The organism is Microcystis sp. (assembly GCF_048564745.1).
In the GTDB taxonomy this organism is placed as follows: domain Bacteria; phylum Cyanobacteriota; class Cyanobacteriia; order Cyanobacteriales; family Microcystaceae; genus Microcystis; species Microcystis ichthyoblabe_A.
Genome location: NZ_JBLZRT010000012.1, coordinates 1 through 17,190, shown reverse-complemented (window position 1 = coordinate 17,190; position 17,190 = coordinate 1). Strand labels below are relative to the sequence as shown.

The 17,190-nt window shown below is 38.4% G+C and carries 14 protein-coding genes and 2 pseudogenes; 7 read left to right on the top strand and 9 right to left on the bottom strand.

Annotation, left to right across the window (positions count from 1 at the left end; all coding sequences use genetic code 11):
* Positions 1-32: 32 nt before the first annotated feature.
* Positions 33-653 (bottom strand): Uma2 family endonuclease, encoded by a 621-nt coding sequence (locus tag ACOCD9_RS01450; RefSeq protein WP_419546204.1) that lies wholly within the window; start codon positions 651-653, stop codon positions 33-35.
* A 230-nt stretch (positions 654-883) separates the two neighbouring features.
* On the opposite strand from ACOCD9_RS01450, the gene ACOCD9_RS01445 reads away from it, so the two are divergent.
* On the top strand, positions 884-1,090 hold the full coding sequence (locus tag ACOCD9_RS01445; RefSeq protein ID WP_002740011.1) for a hypothetical protein: 207 nt from the start codon (positions 884-886) through the stop codon (positions 1,088-1,090).
* A gap of 78 nt (positions 1,091-1,168) precedes the next feature.
* Here ACOCD9_RS01445 and ACOCD9_RS01440 read toward each other — a convergent pair.
* The 3 genes and pseudogenes from ACOCD9_RS01440 to ACOCD9_RS01430 form a co-directional block, all read right to left on the bottom strand.
* Positions 1,169-3,280: pseudogene (locus ACOCD9_RS01440) on the bottom strand (pentapeptide repeat-containing protein).
* A 7-nt stretch (positions 3,281-3,287) separates the two neighbouring features.
* A complete protein-coding gene (locus tag ACOCD9_RS01435) occupies positions 3,288-3,821 on the bottom strand; it encodes a hypothetical protein (protein ID WP_419546255.1) in 534 nt (177 codons plus the stop codon).
* A 310-nt stretch (positions 3,822-4,131) separates the two neighbouring features.
* Positions 4,132-4,263 (bottom strand): hypothetical protein, encoded by a 132-nt coding sequence (locus tag ACOCD9_RS01430; RefSeq protein WP_260441992.1) that lies wholly within the window; start codon positions 4,261-4,263, stop codon positions 4,132-4,134.
* Positions 4,264-4,553: 290 nt separating this feature from the next.
* Between ACOCD9_RS01430 and ACOCD9_RS01425 the strand changes: the two genes are divergently transcribed.
* The 4 genes and pseudogenes from ACOCD9_RS01425 to ACOCD9_RS01410 form a co-directional block, all read left to right on the top strand.
* Positions 4,554-4,790, top strand: a complete 237-nt coding sequence (locus ACOCD9_RS01425; protein WP_110544353.1) for a hypothetical protein — start codon at positions 4,554-4,556, stop codon at positions 4,788-4,790.
* Between the two features lie 2 nt (positions 4,791-4,792).
* The gene (locus tag ACOCD9_RS01420; RefSeq protein ID WP_287701309.1) at positions 4,793-5,233 is read left to right on the top strand and encodes a hypothetical protein; all 441 of its coding nucleotides are present in this window, start codon (positions 4,793-4,795) and stop codon (positions 5,231-5,233) included.
* A 307-nt stretch (positions 5,234-5,540) separates the two neighbouring features.
* Complete coding sequence (locus ACOCD9_RS01415) at positions 5,541-6,749, top strand: RNA-guided endonuclease InsQ/TnpB family protein (RefSeq protein ID WP_419546203.1); 1,209 nt, start codon at positions 5,541-5,543, stop codon at positions 6,747-6,749.
* Positions 6,750-6,786: 37 nt separating this feature from the next.
* Positions 6,787-7,020: pseudogene (locus tag ACOCD9_RS01410) on the top strand (VWA domain-containing protein); the annotation flags it as partial.
* Positions 7,021-7,117: 97 nt separating this feature from the next.
* Here ACOCD9_RS01410 and ACOCD9_RS01405 read toward each other — a convergent pair.
* The 4 genes from ACOCD9_RS01405 to ACOCD9_RS01390 are packed head-to-tail and all read right to left on the bottom strand — an operon-like array spanning position 7,118 to position 14,472.
* Positions 7,118-9,199 (bottom strand): hypothetical protein, encoded by a 2,082-nt coding sequence (locus ACOCD9_RS01405; RefSeq protein WP_419546202.1) that lies wholly within the window; start codon positions 9,197-9,199, stop codon positions 7,118-7,120.
* Positions 9,200-9,212: 13 nt separating this feature from the next.
* Positions 9,213-12,464, bottom strand: a complete 3,252-nt coding sequence (locus tag ACOCD9_RS01400) for a hypothetical protein (protein ID WP_419546201.1) — start codon at positions 12,462-12,464, stop codon at positions 9,213-9,215.
* A gap of 24 nt (positions 12,465-12,488) precedes the next feature.
* Entirely contained in the window at positions 12,489-13,955 is a 1,467-nt protein-coding gene (locus ACOCD9_RS01395; protein WP_419546200.1) for a hypothetical protein, read from the bottom strand.
* Positions 13,956-13,983: 28 nt separating this feature from the next.
* Complete coding sequence (locus ACOCD9_RS01390) at positions 13,984-14,472, bottom strand: hypothetical protein (RefSeq protein WP_419546199.1); 489 nt, start codon at positions 14,470-14,472, stop codon at positions 13,984-13,986.
* Positions 14,473-14,636: 164 nt separating this feature from the next.
* Between ACOCD9_RS01390 and ACOCD9_RS01385 the strand changes: the two genes are divergently transcribed.
* Both ACOCD9_RS01385 and ACOCD9_RS01380 read left to right on the top strand, forming a co-directional pair.
* Positions 14,637-16,073, top strand: a complete 1,437-nt coding sequence (locus ACOCD9_RS01385) for a hypothetical protein (protein WP_419546198.1) — start codon at positions 14,637-14,639, stop codon at positions 16,071-16,073.
* Positions 16,074-16,785: 712 nt separating this feature from the next.
* A complete protein-coding gene (locus ACOCD9_RS01380) occupies positions 16,786-17,007 on the top strand; it encodes a hypothetical protein (RefSeq protein ID WP_235194908.1) in 222 nt (73 codons plus the stop codon).
* A gap of 1 nt (position 17,008) precedes the next feature.
* Here the strand turns inward: ACOCD9_RS01380 and ACOCD9_RS01375 are convergent.
* Positions 17,009-17,190: hypothetical protein (locus ACOCD9_RS01375; RefSeq protein ID WP_419546197.1), on the bottom strand; the 182-nt coding region annotated here is incomplete at its 5' end.

Genomic DNA, 17,190 nt, shown 5'->3' with positions numbered 1-17,190 from the left:
ATGCAAACAAAATAGAAAGGTTATTAATCGGATTAACCGATTTGTGAAACTGCGGCAAAACTAACACGACGATAAATTTCTAGCAAGGGAAGTTCAACGTTTAAACTCTCCAGAAGGATTATTTGACTAAGTTGATCGTAGGTTTGTAGTTGCCAGCGATCGCTCTGTGCGAGTCTAAAATATTGCTCAATGTAGGGTTCAGTTTGGCTAACGAGCAGATATTCACAAAAACTTGGCAGGGAACGATATTTTCTAAATTTATCACCTCGATCATAGGCTTCTGTGGCGGGGGAAAGCACCTCTACAATAAATAAAGGATTAAGAATTTCGTCTTTGCGATCGCCGTTAAATTCTGGTTCATGGTTAACAACCATGAGATCGGTATAGGTTCCACAATTATATTCAGGAATCCACAACCGCAGATCGCTGTTATACAGACGAAAATCCCTATCTCTCAATAAAAATCCCAAAAAAACCGAGATATTGATCGCAATTGCGCTGTGGGTTGCGGTTCCTCCAGGCATGAGAATCATTTCTCCATGGCAATATTCATAACGTTCCTGAGAATTTTCAGCGATCGCCCGATATGCTTCCAAAGTGACAGGGGTTTTGGTGACTGTCGCAATAGTTGGTTTTTCTTGAGCGATAATCATCTTTGTCTTTCTCCGATATTCTATTAATTAATTTTATGGTTATTTTTTAGGGATTGTGGGGAAGCGATCGCTTTTTATCCAAACAGAATAGAAAGAGCGATCGCAGTTTTTCTGAGGTGAGAGAGAAAAATTTTTTAAGAGCAAACTATCGTTAATTTGATTGTATGTATTATAATTTAGTCGTTAAATTTAAACAAAATACTATACTGTCCTCATCGAGGTTATTGTTGATGAAATCAGAGTATGATCTCGCTAATATGAAAAGTCGTCCTAATCCTTTTGCTCAACAACTCAAGCGGCAGGTCACTTTACCTTTAAGGATTGATGTCATTGATTTCTTTGAAAAAAAAGCAAAAGAAAAAGGAATTTCTTATCAGGAATTAATTGATTTATATCTTCAGGATTGTGTGACAAACGACCGAGAAATTTCTTTTTAGCGATCGCTTTTTATCAAAATAGAATAGAAAGAGCGATCGCCTTGTGAGCATCAGTTAATAAAACAATAAAGTTCGGGGTCAGGTGCTTAGGTTTGCTAATTGTTCCTGAATATTAGCTTGAGTAGAGAGTTTTTCGGATTTTTCCCATAGAGCGTTAAAGATACTTTTATCTGTCTCGACAACTCTTGTTTGATAGGAAATATAACCTGTTTCTGTTTGACGATTCATAGTTCTTCTCGCTGTAAAAGAATTTCTTGGAACAGATAAGTTTTCGCTAATCAATAGGTTGGTATCATCCCAACGATAGCCTTCAACATCTTTGGCTTTTTCCTGACAAATCCAAGCAACTTCTATGCCAGAGTTAAGTTGTTCCTGAATCACCTGTAAATGCTTTGGATTCCGAGCTTCAGGAAGAATAAAGACTCGTTGAATAGAAATCCCTCTTTTTATTAGTTCTTGGTTCACTTCCCAGAATTTTTGACCAAGGGGATTATCCCACCAGATGCAATCTGTCATGGAGTGAACAGCCAAGATTCGAGATTGACTTTTAGGATCAATGTGTTTGAGTAGTTGAGCAACCTTTTCTAAACGGGATTCGCCGCTAATTTCAATGTTAATTTCAGGCATAATTGTGTTAGTCAAAATTGTGCCATCAAGGAGGGTTAGATTATTTTCATCTAATTTAACATCGGTCAAGTTAGCTCCCGTTAAATTAGCTTTGCTCAAATTGGCATGACTTAAATCGGCTCCTGTTAAATCAGCATTAGTTAAATTAACCTCCGAAAGATTAGCCTGACTGAAGTTACATCCCATCAATTTTGCGTCAAAAAGATTGGCCTCACTATCCATTAAATTAACTTGGCTGAAATTCAGTCCCCAAAAATCTCGTTCGCCAATTTTGTGCAAATGTGTCAATTCTTTTGTGCTATGAATATCGGGGTGATATTCCTTGGGTGCATAAACGGCAATCATCGCTTTGACGTAGGCGAAAAAATAAGCCTTGATAATATTTTCATGGGTGTAGATGGTAATAACTTCTTTACCATCATACTCAACCACCGCCTTGACAGTTACTTCTCCTTCTTGACCCGGTGTCAAGTTGGCTAAATAGATAGATTTAAGGGTATGTTTAACCTCAACTAAATGAGCTAGAGCCTCATTAAAAGCAGTACAAAGTGCATCTACTGAACCTTTTTTAAAGGCCGATTCAGTGTAACGCTCTTGGGTTTTTGTATTACATAGAATAACTGTCGCAGCAGTTAAATTGTTGTTAGCACAAAGAATTTCAAAGTTCTCAATTTTCCAGCCTTGAAAAAGCAAAAGATTATCTTCAAAGAATAAGTTTTGTTGAGGCTCGTTTTCTAAAAGCTGATTGAGTTTTACTTTTTCATTTTCCATTGCCGCTTTACCGAGATTTTTGAGAGTTCTTTCGATAGATGCCGGCGAGGTATCTTTCCCTAAAGACTGTAAGAATAAGGCAGGAGAACCCACAAAAGGATATCCACTGGCAATGAATTCTCGATCTCTGATGGTGATAATACCTGCTATATACTTTATGGCAATCTCAACTTGAATGGCCGTTTTTAAATTAACGTTGGGATATTTTTCTAGGTCAATTTCTTTCAAGTTAACTTGACCGACGTTAATCTTACTCAGAAGTTCAATGATCAAACGATTGGCATATTCTTGAGATTTCAGATTTTTGATATTATGCCAAATTTTGATTAATCCCATTTCGCCAATGTAAGGATTAATTTTTCCCTCTAAAACAAGTCCCATAACCCTAGTAGCTTCCCTGTTAAGAGTCGTCTGATTTCGTAATAAAAACTCTTCAATCAGATCAGCATCAATTAGGACTTTTGGAGCTTGAGAATTGTTATCTTTTGATTGGAATACCTCCAAGTTATCAAGAAAAAAATCAATATTTATACTAGGATGATTAGTCACTTTACGCAAACTAAGCTTGATTTAGTACTGCACAAAATCATCAGATTCGCTTTCGAGATTATTTCTCAAATCCCAAAGTTTTTTAATAACTTGAGGCTCAGGATATTCTCCCAATTTCCTTATGATTTCAGCACGGCGATCGCTATCCTGTTCATTGTCTAGTTGAGCTAACAACCTATTAATAATGTCAGCATGGGGACTGGCCGATGTTGTTACCTCGCACAATAACTCTGTGTTTTCCATTTTTAAATCAATCTCCTTGATTGGTAGTTTTCTGATCAACAAGAATTGGGTCTAAAGCAGAAGGCTGCTCTAATTGAGAATTTTCAGCGTAGCGTGTTGGCAAAACTTTCACTGATTCATCGTCATTAATGTCAACAAAATAGCCCTTTTTAAAGAGAATCCTTCTTAGAGAAGTAATTCCCACACGCTCACTGTCATCTAAATCAAGGTAAAGTTTAAGATAGGATCCTAGATTTTTGTTGAAATCTGTGTTGAGATTTTTGCCGCTGCTATGATTGAACATTTCAGCCAAATCATCGGCGGAATAAAGTCCTGTAGCCGCCCGATAAAATATCTCCTTATATTTATCAGATAGGGGTTCGATTTCTTTCAATAAAGCTTCTAGCTTGGGTATATCCAAACCACAGTCTCTTGCCAGATTTTGGGCATCATACAGTGATGGGGGCATTGACGAGAGCGTCTTCATGGCTGTATTACAGTTTCTTGCCTGCCTTTCGGCATCGGATAGGTTTTGGGGCATTTCGGATAGGTTTTGGGGCATTGACGAGAGCGTCTTCATGGCTGTATTTTCGAGCTAGTTAGCATATTTTGAAATGGAGTACCAACAATTATTGGTTGAATTCTCTTTTGTCTCATGTAATCCTAGTAGCAACATAACTTTCTGGTTGTTGTTGTAATCCACTTTGAAAAAGTATCGGTAACTACAAATACAGCTATGTTGATTACCTTAAGATCGAGGATCCCCCTAACCGAACGAGAATCCCCCTAACCGAACGAGATAGAGTGATAGGGCAAAAAAGCTGGATCGAGTGTTGGCGCACTGCCCAGCCTGAATTAAATAAACGTTCTACCTACCGCTTCTTCCCGTCTTGATTATCTCCACCCTGACGTTTTGCTAGTTCGTTGATGGTGTAGATAAAAACGTAGTCATAGGGATGAATCTTCCCGACAGCTACGCCGTAAGCAAGGGAGCTTAGGAGCATGACAGTGAGTAAGTTCTTCATTGATTGACCTCCTGGCTTCTTGAGTCCACTTACTAAGGTTTTTAAGTCTCCTGGTGGGCTAATTGAGAGGGTTAATCCCGATGATGCGAAGCTAGGAGAGGGCCAGTATCCTCGCGGGTGCTGGCTCTTTACTCATCATTATCATCCCCGCATCTTAGCCCATGAGGGTAGATTGAGTAAAGCTAAAATGTTAAGGATTCATGACACGATGAGCGAAACACTGCTAGGCAAAAACAAAGATCCTGATCAAATCAACTGCCACCCTAGCCATGAAAACACTTAGCCACAAAACAGAAGATTTGAGTATAGCCGATGTCTCATCCGATTACCCCGATCAATGGGTGGTCTTAGAGATCACTGGTCGCGACAAATATGGCTGGCCAGAGAAAGGTAAGGTTATTGGGTATTCAGACGATAAACATAAGCTTATACAAGAAACTAAACATTTGAAGGGAGACTTGTATTTGTTTTATACAGGTCTTGTTGACGGTGGTAGGGTTGCTTAAAAATGTTAGAATCTATACAAAAAACACAATCTCCTTTAGCTTTAGCCCCTCCGTTGGCAGCTGCTATTAAACGAGGCGAAGAAGCGAAGAAGCGGTTCCTATCTAAGCAAGGCGGAACCTTAACCAGCGCTGAGATTTGTAGTGTTTTAGCCTGTAGTTCTTTGGAATTAGAAACTATGAGGCTCAATCATCAGGTCTTAGGTTTATCTGTCAACGAAGAATTAGTTTATCCTGCTTGGCAATTTATTGATGGCAAAGTTTTGTCTGGTTTAGACCAAGTGTTAGCCGTCCTAAAAGAAGACGGTGCTTGGACACAAATGCTCTTTCTGCTCACGGGTGATATTCGTTTAGACGGAGCAACCCCGCTAGAAAAACTCCAAAAGGGAGAAATCGAGCCAGTGGTTTTGGCCGCTAAGTGCTACGGGAGTCATAGCGCGGTGTAATGGGTTTGCCTCCTTCTGTTTGTGGGTTAGTACGTTTGAGAATTAGTTCACCAATTTTATCTTGAATGTCGGGGTGAAGACCGTTCGGCTGAGCTCACGGCCGAAGCCCTCGCTTTTAGCGACGGGATGAAACCCCGACCAGTATAAAACAGCACTTCGACAAGCTCAGTGACACGAAGCACGACATTTCGACACATTTCGACAGGCTCAATGTAAAGGCTCAATGTAAAAGCTCAGTGTTTACAAAATCTTGACAATTTGTGCTATACAAGTTAGAATAAAATAAGTTGTTTGAGGTCGATAAACAATGATTGTCTTAGAAATGAAAGCCGTGGTCAAACCAAGTCAGTGTTCTGCCATTGATGAAGCTATTCGTACAGTACAATTCATCCGTAATAAGGCTTTAAGGCTTTGGATGGATGCCAAGAGAGAAGACAAAATCGATAAATATTCTCTCAATAAATATTGTGCGGTTCTTGCCAAACAGTTCAAGTTTGTCGATACTCTAAATTCTACGGCCAGACAAGCATCGGCCGAACGAGCTTGGTCAGCTATTGCCCGTTTCTATGATAATTGTCAGAAAAAGGTTAAAGGAAAAAAAGGTTATCCTAAATTTCAGAAAAATAATCGTTCTGTGGAATATAAAAACTCTGGATGGAAACTATCGGAGGATAGAAAGAAAATAACTTTCACAGATAAGAAAAATATTGGCACGGTTAAACTGAAAGGAACCAGAGACTTAAACTTTTGCCCTCTAGACCAAATTAAACGAGTTAGGATTGTTAAACGAGCGGATGGTTATTATGTCCAATTCTGTCTAAGTGTTGATATTCGGGAATATGCTAAACCCCTAGAACCAACAAAGAAATGTGTGGGATTGGATGTAGGTTTAAAAGTTTTCTACGCTAACAGTGATGGGGAAACGGTAGAGATACCGCAATACTATCGCAAGGCAGAAAAAAGATTAAATCGACTGAATCGGAAGAAATCTAAAAAGTTTAGAAAAGGTCAACCCCAATCAAACAACTACCAAAAAGCTAGAAAGAGATATGCTAGAAAGCATTTAAGAGTAAGTAGGCAACGTAAAGGCTTTGTCGAAAAAGAGGCATTGCGCGTCATTAAATCTAACGATTTCATCGCCTACGAAAACTTAAATATTCAAGGCATGGTAAAAAACTCTAAACTAGCTAAATCTATTAATGATGTGGCTTGGTCAACTTTTCGGCAATGGTTAGAATATTTTGGTTTTAAATATGGTAAGGCTACGGTAGCAGTAGCCCCCCATAACACGAGTCAAAATTGTTCTAATTGTGGTCAAAAAGTACCTAAATCTCTATCTACGAGAACCCATGTTTGTCCCCATTGTGGCTATGTAGAAGATAGAGATATTAACGCCGCTATCAACATTCTCAAAAAGGGACTAAGTACGGTAGGGCATACCGAAACTAATACGCTTGGGGAGAGATTCCCTCTGGTTTGGTTGGATACGTCCTGCCAGACTAAGGAAACTCAGTGAACCAAGAATCCCTCGCTTTTAGCGATGGGAGTGTCAATTAGTTCCCTTTGCTGATAATGTCCAACCGATTGCAGAACCGATTTTAATTCGCGGAAAGGAAGATATAGACGCGGTTTTAAAAGCGATTCCTTGGCAATCTAGCCAAAGTGCTAAAAATACCGATATTCAGCGAGCAGAATGGCACGTTTATCCCCGACTGGCACGCTTAAATCAGTGTCGTTTAACTGCCAATCAAGCTATCAAACCCCAGTCGGTAGTTTGGATTTCGGATTAGGTGGTACTGATCGAGATGTGTTAATGAGAATTCGTCGCTTTATTATTGATAAATACGGGAAGTTATCTAAAATATTTGAGCTTGTTAGCTTACATTAATTGTATTCTAATTTTCCTTTGTGTTTCAGTTGCCACATCCCACTGCTACCAACCGGGGTAACTTGTGCAGGTGAAATTAAGGTAAATTTACTGGTGTTGCCGCTTTTATAGCCATCAAATAAAGCAGATACTGTAAACTTTTGAGAAGCGGCAATAGCGTGCTGTTTCGGAAAGAGTAAGTAATCGTTTACTACTGATACGATATAAAATCCATCAGGGGACATATTAGATGTCAAAACCACAGGCTTACTAGAATTATTCCGTCTTTCTGCTCCTTTATCTTCATCCTCGACCACTTCTCCCTGTCTTTGCACCCCATGAATATTAAGGATAGCATCTGGAGACTGATTATAGGAATTGATTATGTTTTGCCATTGCCAGGGAATATCTACTGTCTCAATTGCCTCTTTTTTAAGCAGCTTTATTAGTCGATCAATTTCTGTTTTAAGTTTTTGAATCTCCTCGACATTTTCATTAGCTTTTAACGCTAAATTTTCTTTATCTTGCTGTAACTGGTTTACCTGACTATTTAGAGTTGTAGCTTTTTCTTCTAGTTGTACTTTTTCATTGTTTACTATGTTCAATAGTCTTTCTAGGTTTTGATAAGAACTAGAAAGTCCCTGATTTTCCTTACGCAACTGTTCCACTTCTCCTGAACTCAACTGCTCGATTTGCTGACGTTGTTCTGCTAAGTTCTGCAATAGTCGATTACGTTCGTTCTGTAGCTCTCTAATTCTTGTCAAATGACGTTCTTTTTGATCCTCATATTCTTTAATTTTAATATCTAATTGATCAACTTTTTCTTTATGTTGAGATATACTCCCACCCTCTTTACCTATACTTAAACTACCAACTATTGCTTGAATATTACTAACTTTATCGCTTAAATCTTTCAGTGTATTTTGCTTAGTTTCATCTAGGGAAGTCGATTTTACATCAGTGATTATCTCTTTTTTAATAGATTGAAGTTGTGCCTCTAGCCAATTTTGAAAATAAACTGCTTTTGTATCTTCCTCCTGCTTATCGTTATCACTTTCAACAAGAATCGATTGTGATATAATTATTTTCTCATATAGTCCATTGAATTGTTTCCTAACGTTTTCTAGGCTTTTTTCTATTTCTTTTACTTCTGAACTACTAAGTGGTTTTTTATTAAATGGTAGAATTTGTAGCCAAGAAACTTTTTCTTGCAAACCTTCAATTACGCTTTTGATTTTTGGCAATTCTACTAAAATTTTTTGCTGTTCATCAGATGAATCTGTCGGTTTCTTAGTTTTATAAGTGATAAGAACGCCAGTCATTCTGCTCCATAAAAAAATAAAACTAATGGGAACAGAAAGTAACGCAAGAGTATTGAATAATGGCCATACCCAATTATTACGATTAATATCCTTCTTAAGTTGTTCTAATTGAGTTTTTAAATCATCTGTAGTTAAAGTAGGTTGCTCTGATGAATTATCAATTTTTAAAGTTGCGAGAGGTTGGGTTACATTTAGAATTTGCTTTAATAGCTCTTTAGTCGCAATTCGTTGGTTGTCGCCATCTTGACCTGGATCAGTGCTATCAACTGTTTGCGTATAGAATCCTAAATTCTGTAATTTTATTTGTGCTTGTCTATGTTGTTTACTTGCTAAATCTTCTAGAATTTTTCGCTGTTGAGAAGTTCCTTCTAGGATAGGTTCAATCTTTGAATCAATATTATTAAAACTGATTTTCGTTTTAATATCATCAGATAAACTATCTTTAAATGTCTTGTAAGCAGTAGCAAGTTCATCAACAATTTTTTTTGCTTTAGCATAATCTACAGGATTTTCTACTTTTGCTTCATTTTCTGTAACTTGAATATTTGCAACAAAAGTATTCAGAGCCTCGCGTTTTTCTCGCAGTGCCTTTAAATTGTTAATAGCGGCAGTCTGTTGATCGTCTGCAACTGTTGTTGATTGCCCCATTGAACTTCCTGTCGCTGATGAAGAAGAAGAGTGTTGTGCTTGATGCCCAGAAAGATTACAACCACTTAACAACCCCGCAGATAATCCCGTTGCTAAATAAAGTATCAGAAATGTTTTTCTAACCCTCATCGTTCCTTTCCTCCTATAGTCTGCTATTTAATTCTTTTAATAAGGCTTTTAACCCTAAGATAAAGGGAGGTTCAACCCTGACATCCTCTGAGTTACGACCTTCTAAATTCGTTAAATTGGATTCTACCGAACGCTTAACCTTTGTCCAGAGACTATTGCGCCATTGCTCATCGTCATACTGTCTGAGCGGTTTAATACTGGTGATTTTTAACTCCTTAAAAGCTTGTTGAAAATCCTCTAGAAATTTCTGAAGATTGGCTAATCCTACCTCCTCATCATCTGATCCAACCAGCTTAAAGCTTTCAATTTTTTGAAATTGAGTTAAATCAAGGCGATCTTGCCAGCCAAAAGCCACCCCATTCACCTCACAATCTTCTCCTGCGAAAATCACTTCATCATCATCTTGTAATCCCGTTAAACGAGTCACATTTTGATCTAAAACTAAGCCACAAGCGACTTCTGCTTTCGGTTTAGAACTGAGGACAGTGGGTTCTTTTTTGTTCTCAAATCCTGATGCTTTACTGAGCAATCGGCTAAAAAGAAGAGAAGTTTCACAATCTGGACTAAATCTTCCACTTAAATCCAACCAATTAAGAATCCGAGAGCCATTTCCCCCAATATAGACTGGCGTATTCAGCTTACGAGTGTATTTTTCCTCAATGTCTAAAGCACGCAATACAAGACCGATATAGTAATACACACCTGAAATCCCTAGTGTAGAAAGTTGTACAATCGTTTGCAGATCAGTATCGTCGTCCATCAGCGTTCGATTGCGTTCTAACCACTTGCTTCCTTCGGCCGCCAATAAGCCATCAAGTTTCACGAAAAAGGGTTCATCCCGCAAACTACTGCTTAAATCACTTAAATCTGTATTAAATTGCTGATTAAGAAAATCAGGTCGGTTTTTCCAAAATTGGGAAAAGAGGAGTCTTCCTGCTATCTGTACCGAACATTGATGAATCAAACGATTACCAACCCAGATAGAAATATCGGACGTTCCCCCTCCCATATCAATGCAGGTGGTATAAAGGAGGTCTTTTCCTTCTTCATCGGCAAAATAATGGGCTAATGCTAAACTTTCTGCACGATAGGGGTTGCCTCTGTCTAACCATTTATGGTCAATTCCCGTCGTTTTGCCTAAATCCTCGATAATTCGTTGCCACGTCACTTTATAGAGATTTTTGTCACTGCGAGAAAAGGCCGAGGGATAGGAAATAGACCAGTTGATCTTTTTGACATGATTTTTCGCCGCTTCAGCCGTAATTAAAAGAGCTAAATGCTTTAGAAAGGTGCGAGTATAGGCAATATTCTGAGGGTGCCATTTAAGATCGGTTTTAATATCATCTTGAGTGGGGTCAAACGCTCTGACATCTTCCAGAATATAGAACCGTCCATCTAGTACAGGTCTTTCCTCTTCTTTACTCCCTCTAATGGTCAGAACGGATGAAAGGGGAAATTTTTCAGCTTCACCCGACATGAAGTAGTCATACAAAATGCTGAAACGCTCAATCTGAGTAGCTTGAGTGATTTGAAGATGCAGCGGCGTTAAGGTGACACCTTCGCGCACATTATTAATGTGATAATAGACATTGGTGAAAGATGTACCAAAATCAACGCCCACTGTCCATGTTTTATTGGGATTTTGATCCCCCACTTTAGGAGGTGTTTTCAACAAAATTAACCCTTGAGAAATCCCTGTTTCATCCTGACAAAGAATATAATCGGGAAAACTATCTAAACGAGTAATTTGGAAGTCTTTAAGATCAAGGGGATGAATTTCTCTTGCTTCAGGAAAAACGGCTCGAAAGATTTTATTTTGTTTAGTCGCTTCGGTGCGGTTGTCGAAATATAGCGCATAATACGCTTTCCAGTTCGGGGCTTTAAAATTCGGCCAAATTTCTAAGAATGGTTTCGCTGTAATTGCATTGTTAACTTCAATAGGATACTCTCTGTGAATGGTAAAGTCTCCCCCAGATAAGGGTAAAGTTAAAGATACTCTGACGGCTGATTGGTTGCCAATGGTCGTCGGATTAAAAGCAAGACGCTTAATGAGTTCTTCTGAGCTAAAATAATTAAGCACTTCAGATTCTAGCGGTAATAAAGGGGTTAAATGACGTTCTTGTTCATCAACCGTATAAGTGATCTCCCTTGTGTCTTCAGGGAGTAATGCCCCTGGTAAGTTTCCCTCTCCTTCCAAATAGAAAAAGGTTTTTGTAAAGATGTCATCTTCTGTGAGAAACTTGACTTTTCCTTTATATTGTTTGGTAAACTCGGCTTTATCAAAAATAGCGGCACTGACCGTATCATAGATCCAAATATCAACAGATTGTTTGGTTGGCCATTGTTTTTTCAATTGCTCAAGGTCTGGAATGAAAATAACCTCTTCATTCATTGACTTCCCTAAAGCTAAAATACTCACACTGGAAGGATTTCTTTTCGCTTGAATTGGAATATTGAGAGCATCTAAATCCCCTAAAGTAAGCGGTACTCCAAAATAGGCAACATTTCTACTAGGTCTAAAAGTTTGCCCTCTAGGATCAATCGTTAGCTCCTGTGCCAGTTCATTTTTATATTCATTCAAAAGTTCTTTAAGTTTGGCAGAATCTACCCCCCTTTGACTGTCAAGCTGAGTTTTTAAGTTATCTAACCACAACCATAATTGAATTTTGTCATCTTCTGTTAAATATTCACTGGAGTCCAAGGGGGAATGTAAGCGTCCATCTGCATACCAAGGAATACCTTCCCAGTTCCCCTCTTCGGCAGGACAGACTAACGTTGCGGGAGAAGTCATGCCCACAGACTGTCCATTCAGCAGAAAAACATAGATTTTGTGCCAAGGATTACGATTTTCCCCCCTAATTCTTTCCGTTGACTGATAAACCGTTCTTTGACTGGAAGGTGATAGAGCGATTAATGCTTTGATCAAAGCATCGGCTTGGAGCGTATCTAAATCTAGTAGTTGGGCTTGTAGTTTAAGCCGTTTCACCTCTGCTAGGGCGATCGCCGCTAACATCCCCTTCCATTGGGCTTTAATGGCACTATGAAGCGGATATTCTTGATCCCGTAACACCATATCCACAAGTAACGGTCTTGCCCACATATCGGGAATTGAACTAATACTTTGAGTATTAGTCCCAATCTCGGGGCGGGTTAAACTATCTGCAACCTCTGTATAAGCGATTCCTGCTTGGGGTTGCCATTTTCCCGCTTCTCCTGGTTTGACACGCGCTTGTGATTTCAAGGGGGGTAAAAAAGAGCTACTCATTGAATCCATCTCCTCTTAATGCTTTTAAATACTTTTTTCCGATAAAACCTTATACAGAGCTTTAGCCAGTCCCGTTGTCCCGTTGTCAATTCCTTGTAAGTCCTTCTTGCTTAAATCTCTAATACGAATGTTAATTTCTTTATCCAGACCTTTCTCTACTAGATCGGGAAAGTTGGAACGGTCTATGATCAAATTGCCTTGATTGTAAAAAGCTGTAACATTAAACCATCTTAAACCGATACCATTGGCATGAAGAATTCCCAGCCATTTGAGATAAGCTTCACACCAGACTTTAATCGCATTAATTCGATCCCATTCGCCCGATTTTTTAATGCTTTCCCGATCATAAAATTTAAGTGCAAAGTCAACCTCACCTAATTTGGTTTTAGCGTGTTCTAATCCTGGAACAATTCTCGATAACCAAATATAGGCAAATCGGACGGCATTAGTTAACTTTCGACGAACTTCATCCTTATCAGGTACATCCTCCCAACTGATCTCATTATCTTTGTTACGACTCAGCAAAATAACCTGTCTTTCATTAGGTTTTGAGGTAAAAATAAAATCTCTTAGGGCTAAACCTGCATATAATTCCAAAACGTGAGGATCATTTCTCTGGTCACTTCCCCCTTTACTAAACTTCTCTACATTAGTCATGGTAGGCATTCCCAACAGATAAATAGTATCAAACTTCAAATCTTGTGTCCCATAATATCTTAGGGCGGCCTCTGTTTTCAGAATAAATTCCTCAGAACGAGCAAAAACGGCTTCTTTATCTTCCTTAGAGGGAAAGCGAAAATAAGGCAACATTAATAAGCCACCCAATTTTACTTTTTTGAGGAGATTTCCTGTCTCTCGATTATCCAATTCTTTAGCAATTAGACGACCCAATGTAGGAAATCCCGATGCACCTGTTCCCCCAAAAATTGAGCCACAAAGAAAAACTTGCGGAGGGTTATTTGCTTCTGTTTTAAGATCGCTATCAATCTTGCCGATCAATTCCTTCCAACTCTCATTAGTGGCCACATTTTGCCGAAGTTGAGTCATAATCGCTGAACCAATAGCGGGTCGGCCTAGAAACCCATCTTTTAACAAGACATCTCGCTCTTTTTCAGTGTAAAGAACATCGAATAAATGACGAATAACTTCCCTGTTTCCATTGTAGTTATCGTATTTAAAGACATCTCTTAAACGAAATTCATCTGCTTTTTGAAAGGGAGTCCACAACCCTAAAAATTCGAGTTTTGTCTGCATCCACCAATTAAGAGTGGGATTAATTCCTTGATCGATATTTTTAGTACAATTTTGGTAGGTCGCAATCGCACCATCGGCCTCTTTAAGATTGCCATTACCTTTGTCAGGATCAACAAAGAGAATTTCTATTTTTGGAATACGCTCACCTTGAGTGTAAATACCCGCTGCTGCTAGATGACATACGGCTTCAACAATTTTTGTCCCTGTTCCACCAATGGCAATAACGTAAACTGACATAACGTTTTAATAACCTCTAAACTAATTTCTAACGAGAACGAGGAAACAAACTAAATAGGGGAACAACACGACGCATATTTGGAGGGGTACTAAAGGCGGTAGATAGCCAGTAACTGGAACACATTCCTAATAGTAAAATCAAGCTAAAAAAAACCAAAGTTATGGTTTCTAGATTATTGTTACCATCCTTTCCCCAGATAAACAAAGAAATAATGAAACTCAAAAAGGGTAAGACAAACAACAGCAACCAAAAAAATTGAGCTTGGCTGAATTCTTTCTCGGTAAACGTTCGCCACCACTTAAGAGATATTAGATACCAGATAACAGCAAACGCACTAGAAGTCGCCCACACAACGAGAACGGCAGGATCATAATTACTTTGTATCCAATTGCTGGTATAGGTGGGAATGATGCCATTGCCAAATAGCAGCCGACCGATTACCATTATCATCGCACCGATAATGATGCCAGCCGCAAGACCTGTAATTTCTGGTAGAATCGAATTCTGCTCATTCATTACTGTAATAACTGGGATTAATGAGTCTAAGAAAAAATCGGGATAAATAAAATGATCTAAACCCGCCGCTTTGATGTTATCCTAGCAAGGGAAAGATTTTTTGTCCACAATAATTAAATTTACTTAATAATTTTTTTACTTTTTCGCAACAATTCTTTACATTCATGAAAAAACTTGTCTTGCCTGTCCTTCTAATTTTACTTGGAACAGTCCTAGTCGGTTGTCCTAGTCCTAAGCCTGAAAATTGGTCATGCCCTGAGCTATCAACTCCGACTGTCACTGCCAAAATATCATCAAATCCTGACAAACCAGAAAAAATCATCATTCAAATTGATGGTACGCCGTCTATGAAAGGGTTTGTCAGCGATCGCAACAGTCGCTACATTAGAACCCTAAGATTATTAAGAAGTGCGACAAATACAGCTTTTCCCGTCACGCCATCTCCTACCTTTTATGTTTTTGGGACTCAGCGACTCAAGGAGCCGATCAATCATCAATCAGCTGAAACTGCCTGGTTTTATAGTGGGGGAAGACCTGAATTAAGAGATGCGGCCACTCATAAAATTATCGCACCCCAAAAGACTGATCCGCCCAATTCTCTCTATGTAATTGTCACAGATTTATATCAAGAAAAAGCTCAATGGGAAGACTTAGTAGCACAACTCAAAGATCATTATCTCCTGAAGGATGACGCCGTCGGTATTATCGCAGTCAAAAGTGAATTTTTGGGGGATATTTATGATGTCGGATTAGATAATATTCGTTATCCCAGTGTTAAAACAAATCATCCCTTTTATATCTTAGTGTTAGGTCGCTATTCTCAGGTTAAACAATATTTCGATAAAATCAAATCGGAAAGTCAAAATACAGGACTTGATTTTCCTGCTGAAAATTTTGTTATTTTCTCCACTAAAATTTTTGAAAAACCTGCTTTACTGCAAATTAATGACAATGAACAACCTACCCCTTCATCTTCTTCCCCGACATCAGATAATCCTCAGAAATCAGGAATTAGACGAGTACAAGTAATTAATGATGGTAGAATAGTGATCAAAAACGTGGAGAATCCTCAAAATGTAGAACGACTTATTATTCCTAGTCAAACGAGCAATGATAGTCCAAAAGAGACTTCTTTAAAATATAGACTCAACTATAATCCTCTGCCCTATACTTTGCCCCTAGGGAATTCTGCTAGTTATCAACTCAATGGTAATAGTGACTTTAATAACAACAAAGAAAAATTTGAAAGATTAGATCCCCAAAGTTCACTGATTCCCCTTCAACTAACGAATTGGCAATCTACGAATAATCAATTAGAATTTAATGCTTTAATAAATCTTGACAATAATCCTCAAGGAATTGGCGTTTATCGCTTAATTTTTGATGTGTTTCCCGAAAAAATTTCTGGCTCATCAAGACCATATCAAGCCCCGTCTTGGTGGAAAGATTGGAGTTTTGGCGAAAACGAAATTTTTGCAGGAGATAGAACTTACAATTTACAACCCTTTTTATATAATCTAGGAGATACGACTTTTAGAATTATTGAAAATAAGCCAAATGTTGCTCTTGGCCGTCTTTGCTTTATTATCCACAAAAAGTAGGGGTTTGTCAATCAATCAAAACACGGGAGCATCGAGAGCATCCCATTTATGCAAAAATATAAGAGAGAACACCAAAAATAAGTGATTAAATTTATTCAATAGGACAAGCAGACATAACGAATTTATCTTCATTATCGCCTCTAAGAAGGAATTAAGGAAGAGATTTAGACAATTTATTCAACTGTAAGCGATTAAATAGCCAGTTGACCATTAGACACCTCCATAATATTATTTTAAGACTGAAAATGTTTCCAGCAAAGGAGTTGGGCTAAATAAAAATTATTTTATTTGCCCCATAGTTTTTTTATAAAATTAAATTAGCAATGAAAGACATACATTTCAGTCGTTGCACTATTTTGTTAGTACACAGCATAAAAGCAAGCTTTGATTGGTTTGTCACTCTTGGAGATATCTACTGATTAGGTATCTCGAATAAGCAAATCGAAAACTTCAAAAACTGCAAACAGCAACCCCGATAGTTATCGATGAAAAATCAGGAAAATTCAAATTTCAGTCAGGAAGTGCTGAATTAAACCCCGCTTTAAAAACCTATATTCGTCAGCGCATTATTCCCGCTATCGAAACCATTACCAAAGACAGAGAAATCGACTTTATTCAAGTAATTGGACACACGGACGGACAGGGAATACAAAAGACAAGTAATCTCGATAAAAATATCGAATCGGTTGCCAGCAGAAAACAATCTGTTAAAATGCTCGTACCCGGTTCTAACACTGATTTAGGATTAATGCGCGCTTTAGCAGTAGTGCAAGAAATCGAAAGCACAGGTAAACTCAAAAACGTCAAATTTCGAGCTTTTTCCGCAGGACAGTTATACCTCCCATCGGGTAAATTAGCTGCGGTTAATCGTGACGCAGATGCAAGCAGACGCAGGATTGAAATCCGTTTTATTCCCCCCGGTAGAAAACAATGATTTATTCTATTTCTTCCACGGAATAATTAACCGTTTCTAGGGTGACATCCTCGTATAAATCCCGAAAAGATGCCGTCAGATTAATACTCTGCAAACTAAAACTTTCTTGCTGATAGGTTTGCAGAATCCATAAACCCTGTTCACCCCGTCGAAAAGTTTCCACTCGTTGGTGTTTACTATTCA

Bases quoted from the DNA above. Each gene is read 5' to 3' on its own strand.
- ACOCD9_RS01450 (WP_419546204.1), bottom strand. From the start codon at position 653: ATGATTATCGCTCAAGAAAAACCAACTATTGCGACAGTCACCAAAACC.
- ACOCD9_RS01445 (WP_002740011.1), top strand. From the start codon at position 884: ATGAAATCAGAGTATGATCTCGCTAATATGAAAAGTCGTCCTAATCCT.
- ACOCD9_RS01435 (WP_419546255.1), bottom strand. From the start codon at position 3,821: ATGCCCCAAAACCTATCCGAAATGCCCCAAAACCTATCCGATGCCGAA.
- ACOCD9_RS01430 (WP_260441992.1), bottom strand. From the start codon at position 4,263: ATGCTCCTAAGCTCCCTTGCTTACGGCGTAGCTGTCGGGAAGATTCAT.
- ACOCD9_RS01425 (WP_110544353.1), top strand. From the start codon at position 4,554: ATGAAAACACTTAGCCACAAAACAGAAGATTTGAGTATAGCCGATGTC.
- ACOCD9_RS01420 (WP_287701309.1), top strand. From the start codon at position 4,793: ATGTTAGAATCTATACAAAAAACACAATCTCCTTTAGCTTTAGCCCCT.
- ACOCD9_RS01415 (WP_419546203.1), top strand. From the start codon at position 5,541: ATGATTGTCTTAGAAATGAAAGCCGTGGTCAAACCAAGTCAGTGTTCT.
- ACOCD9_RS01405 (WP_419546202.1), bottom strand. From the start codon at position 9,199: ATGAGGGTTAGAAAAACATTTCTGATACTTTATTTAGCAACGGGATTA.
- ACOCD9_RS01400 (WP_419546201.1), bottom strand. From the start codon at position 12,464: ATGAGTAGCTCTTTTTTACCCCCCTTGAAATCACAAGCGCGTGTCAAA.
- ACOCD9_RS01395 (WP_419546200.1), bottom strand. From the start codon at position 13,955: ATGTCAGTTTACGTTATTGCCATTGGTGGAACAGGGACAAAAATTGTT.
- ACOCD9_RS01390 (WP_419546199.1), bottom strand. From the start codon at position 14,472: ATGAATGAGCAGAATTCGATTCTACCAGAAATTACAGGTCTTGCGGCT.
- ACOCD9_RS01385 (WP_419546198.1), top strand. From the start codon at position 14,637: ATGAAAAAACTTGTCTTGCCTGTCCTTCTAATTTTACTTGGAACAGTC.
- ACOCD9_RS01380 (WP_235194908.1), top strand. From the start codon at position 16,786: ATGCTCGTACCCGGTTCTAACACTGATTTAGGATTAATGCGCGCTTTA.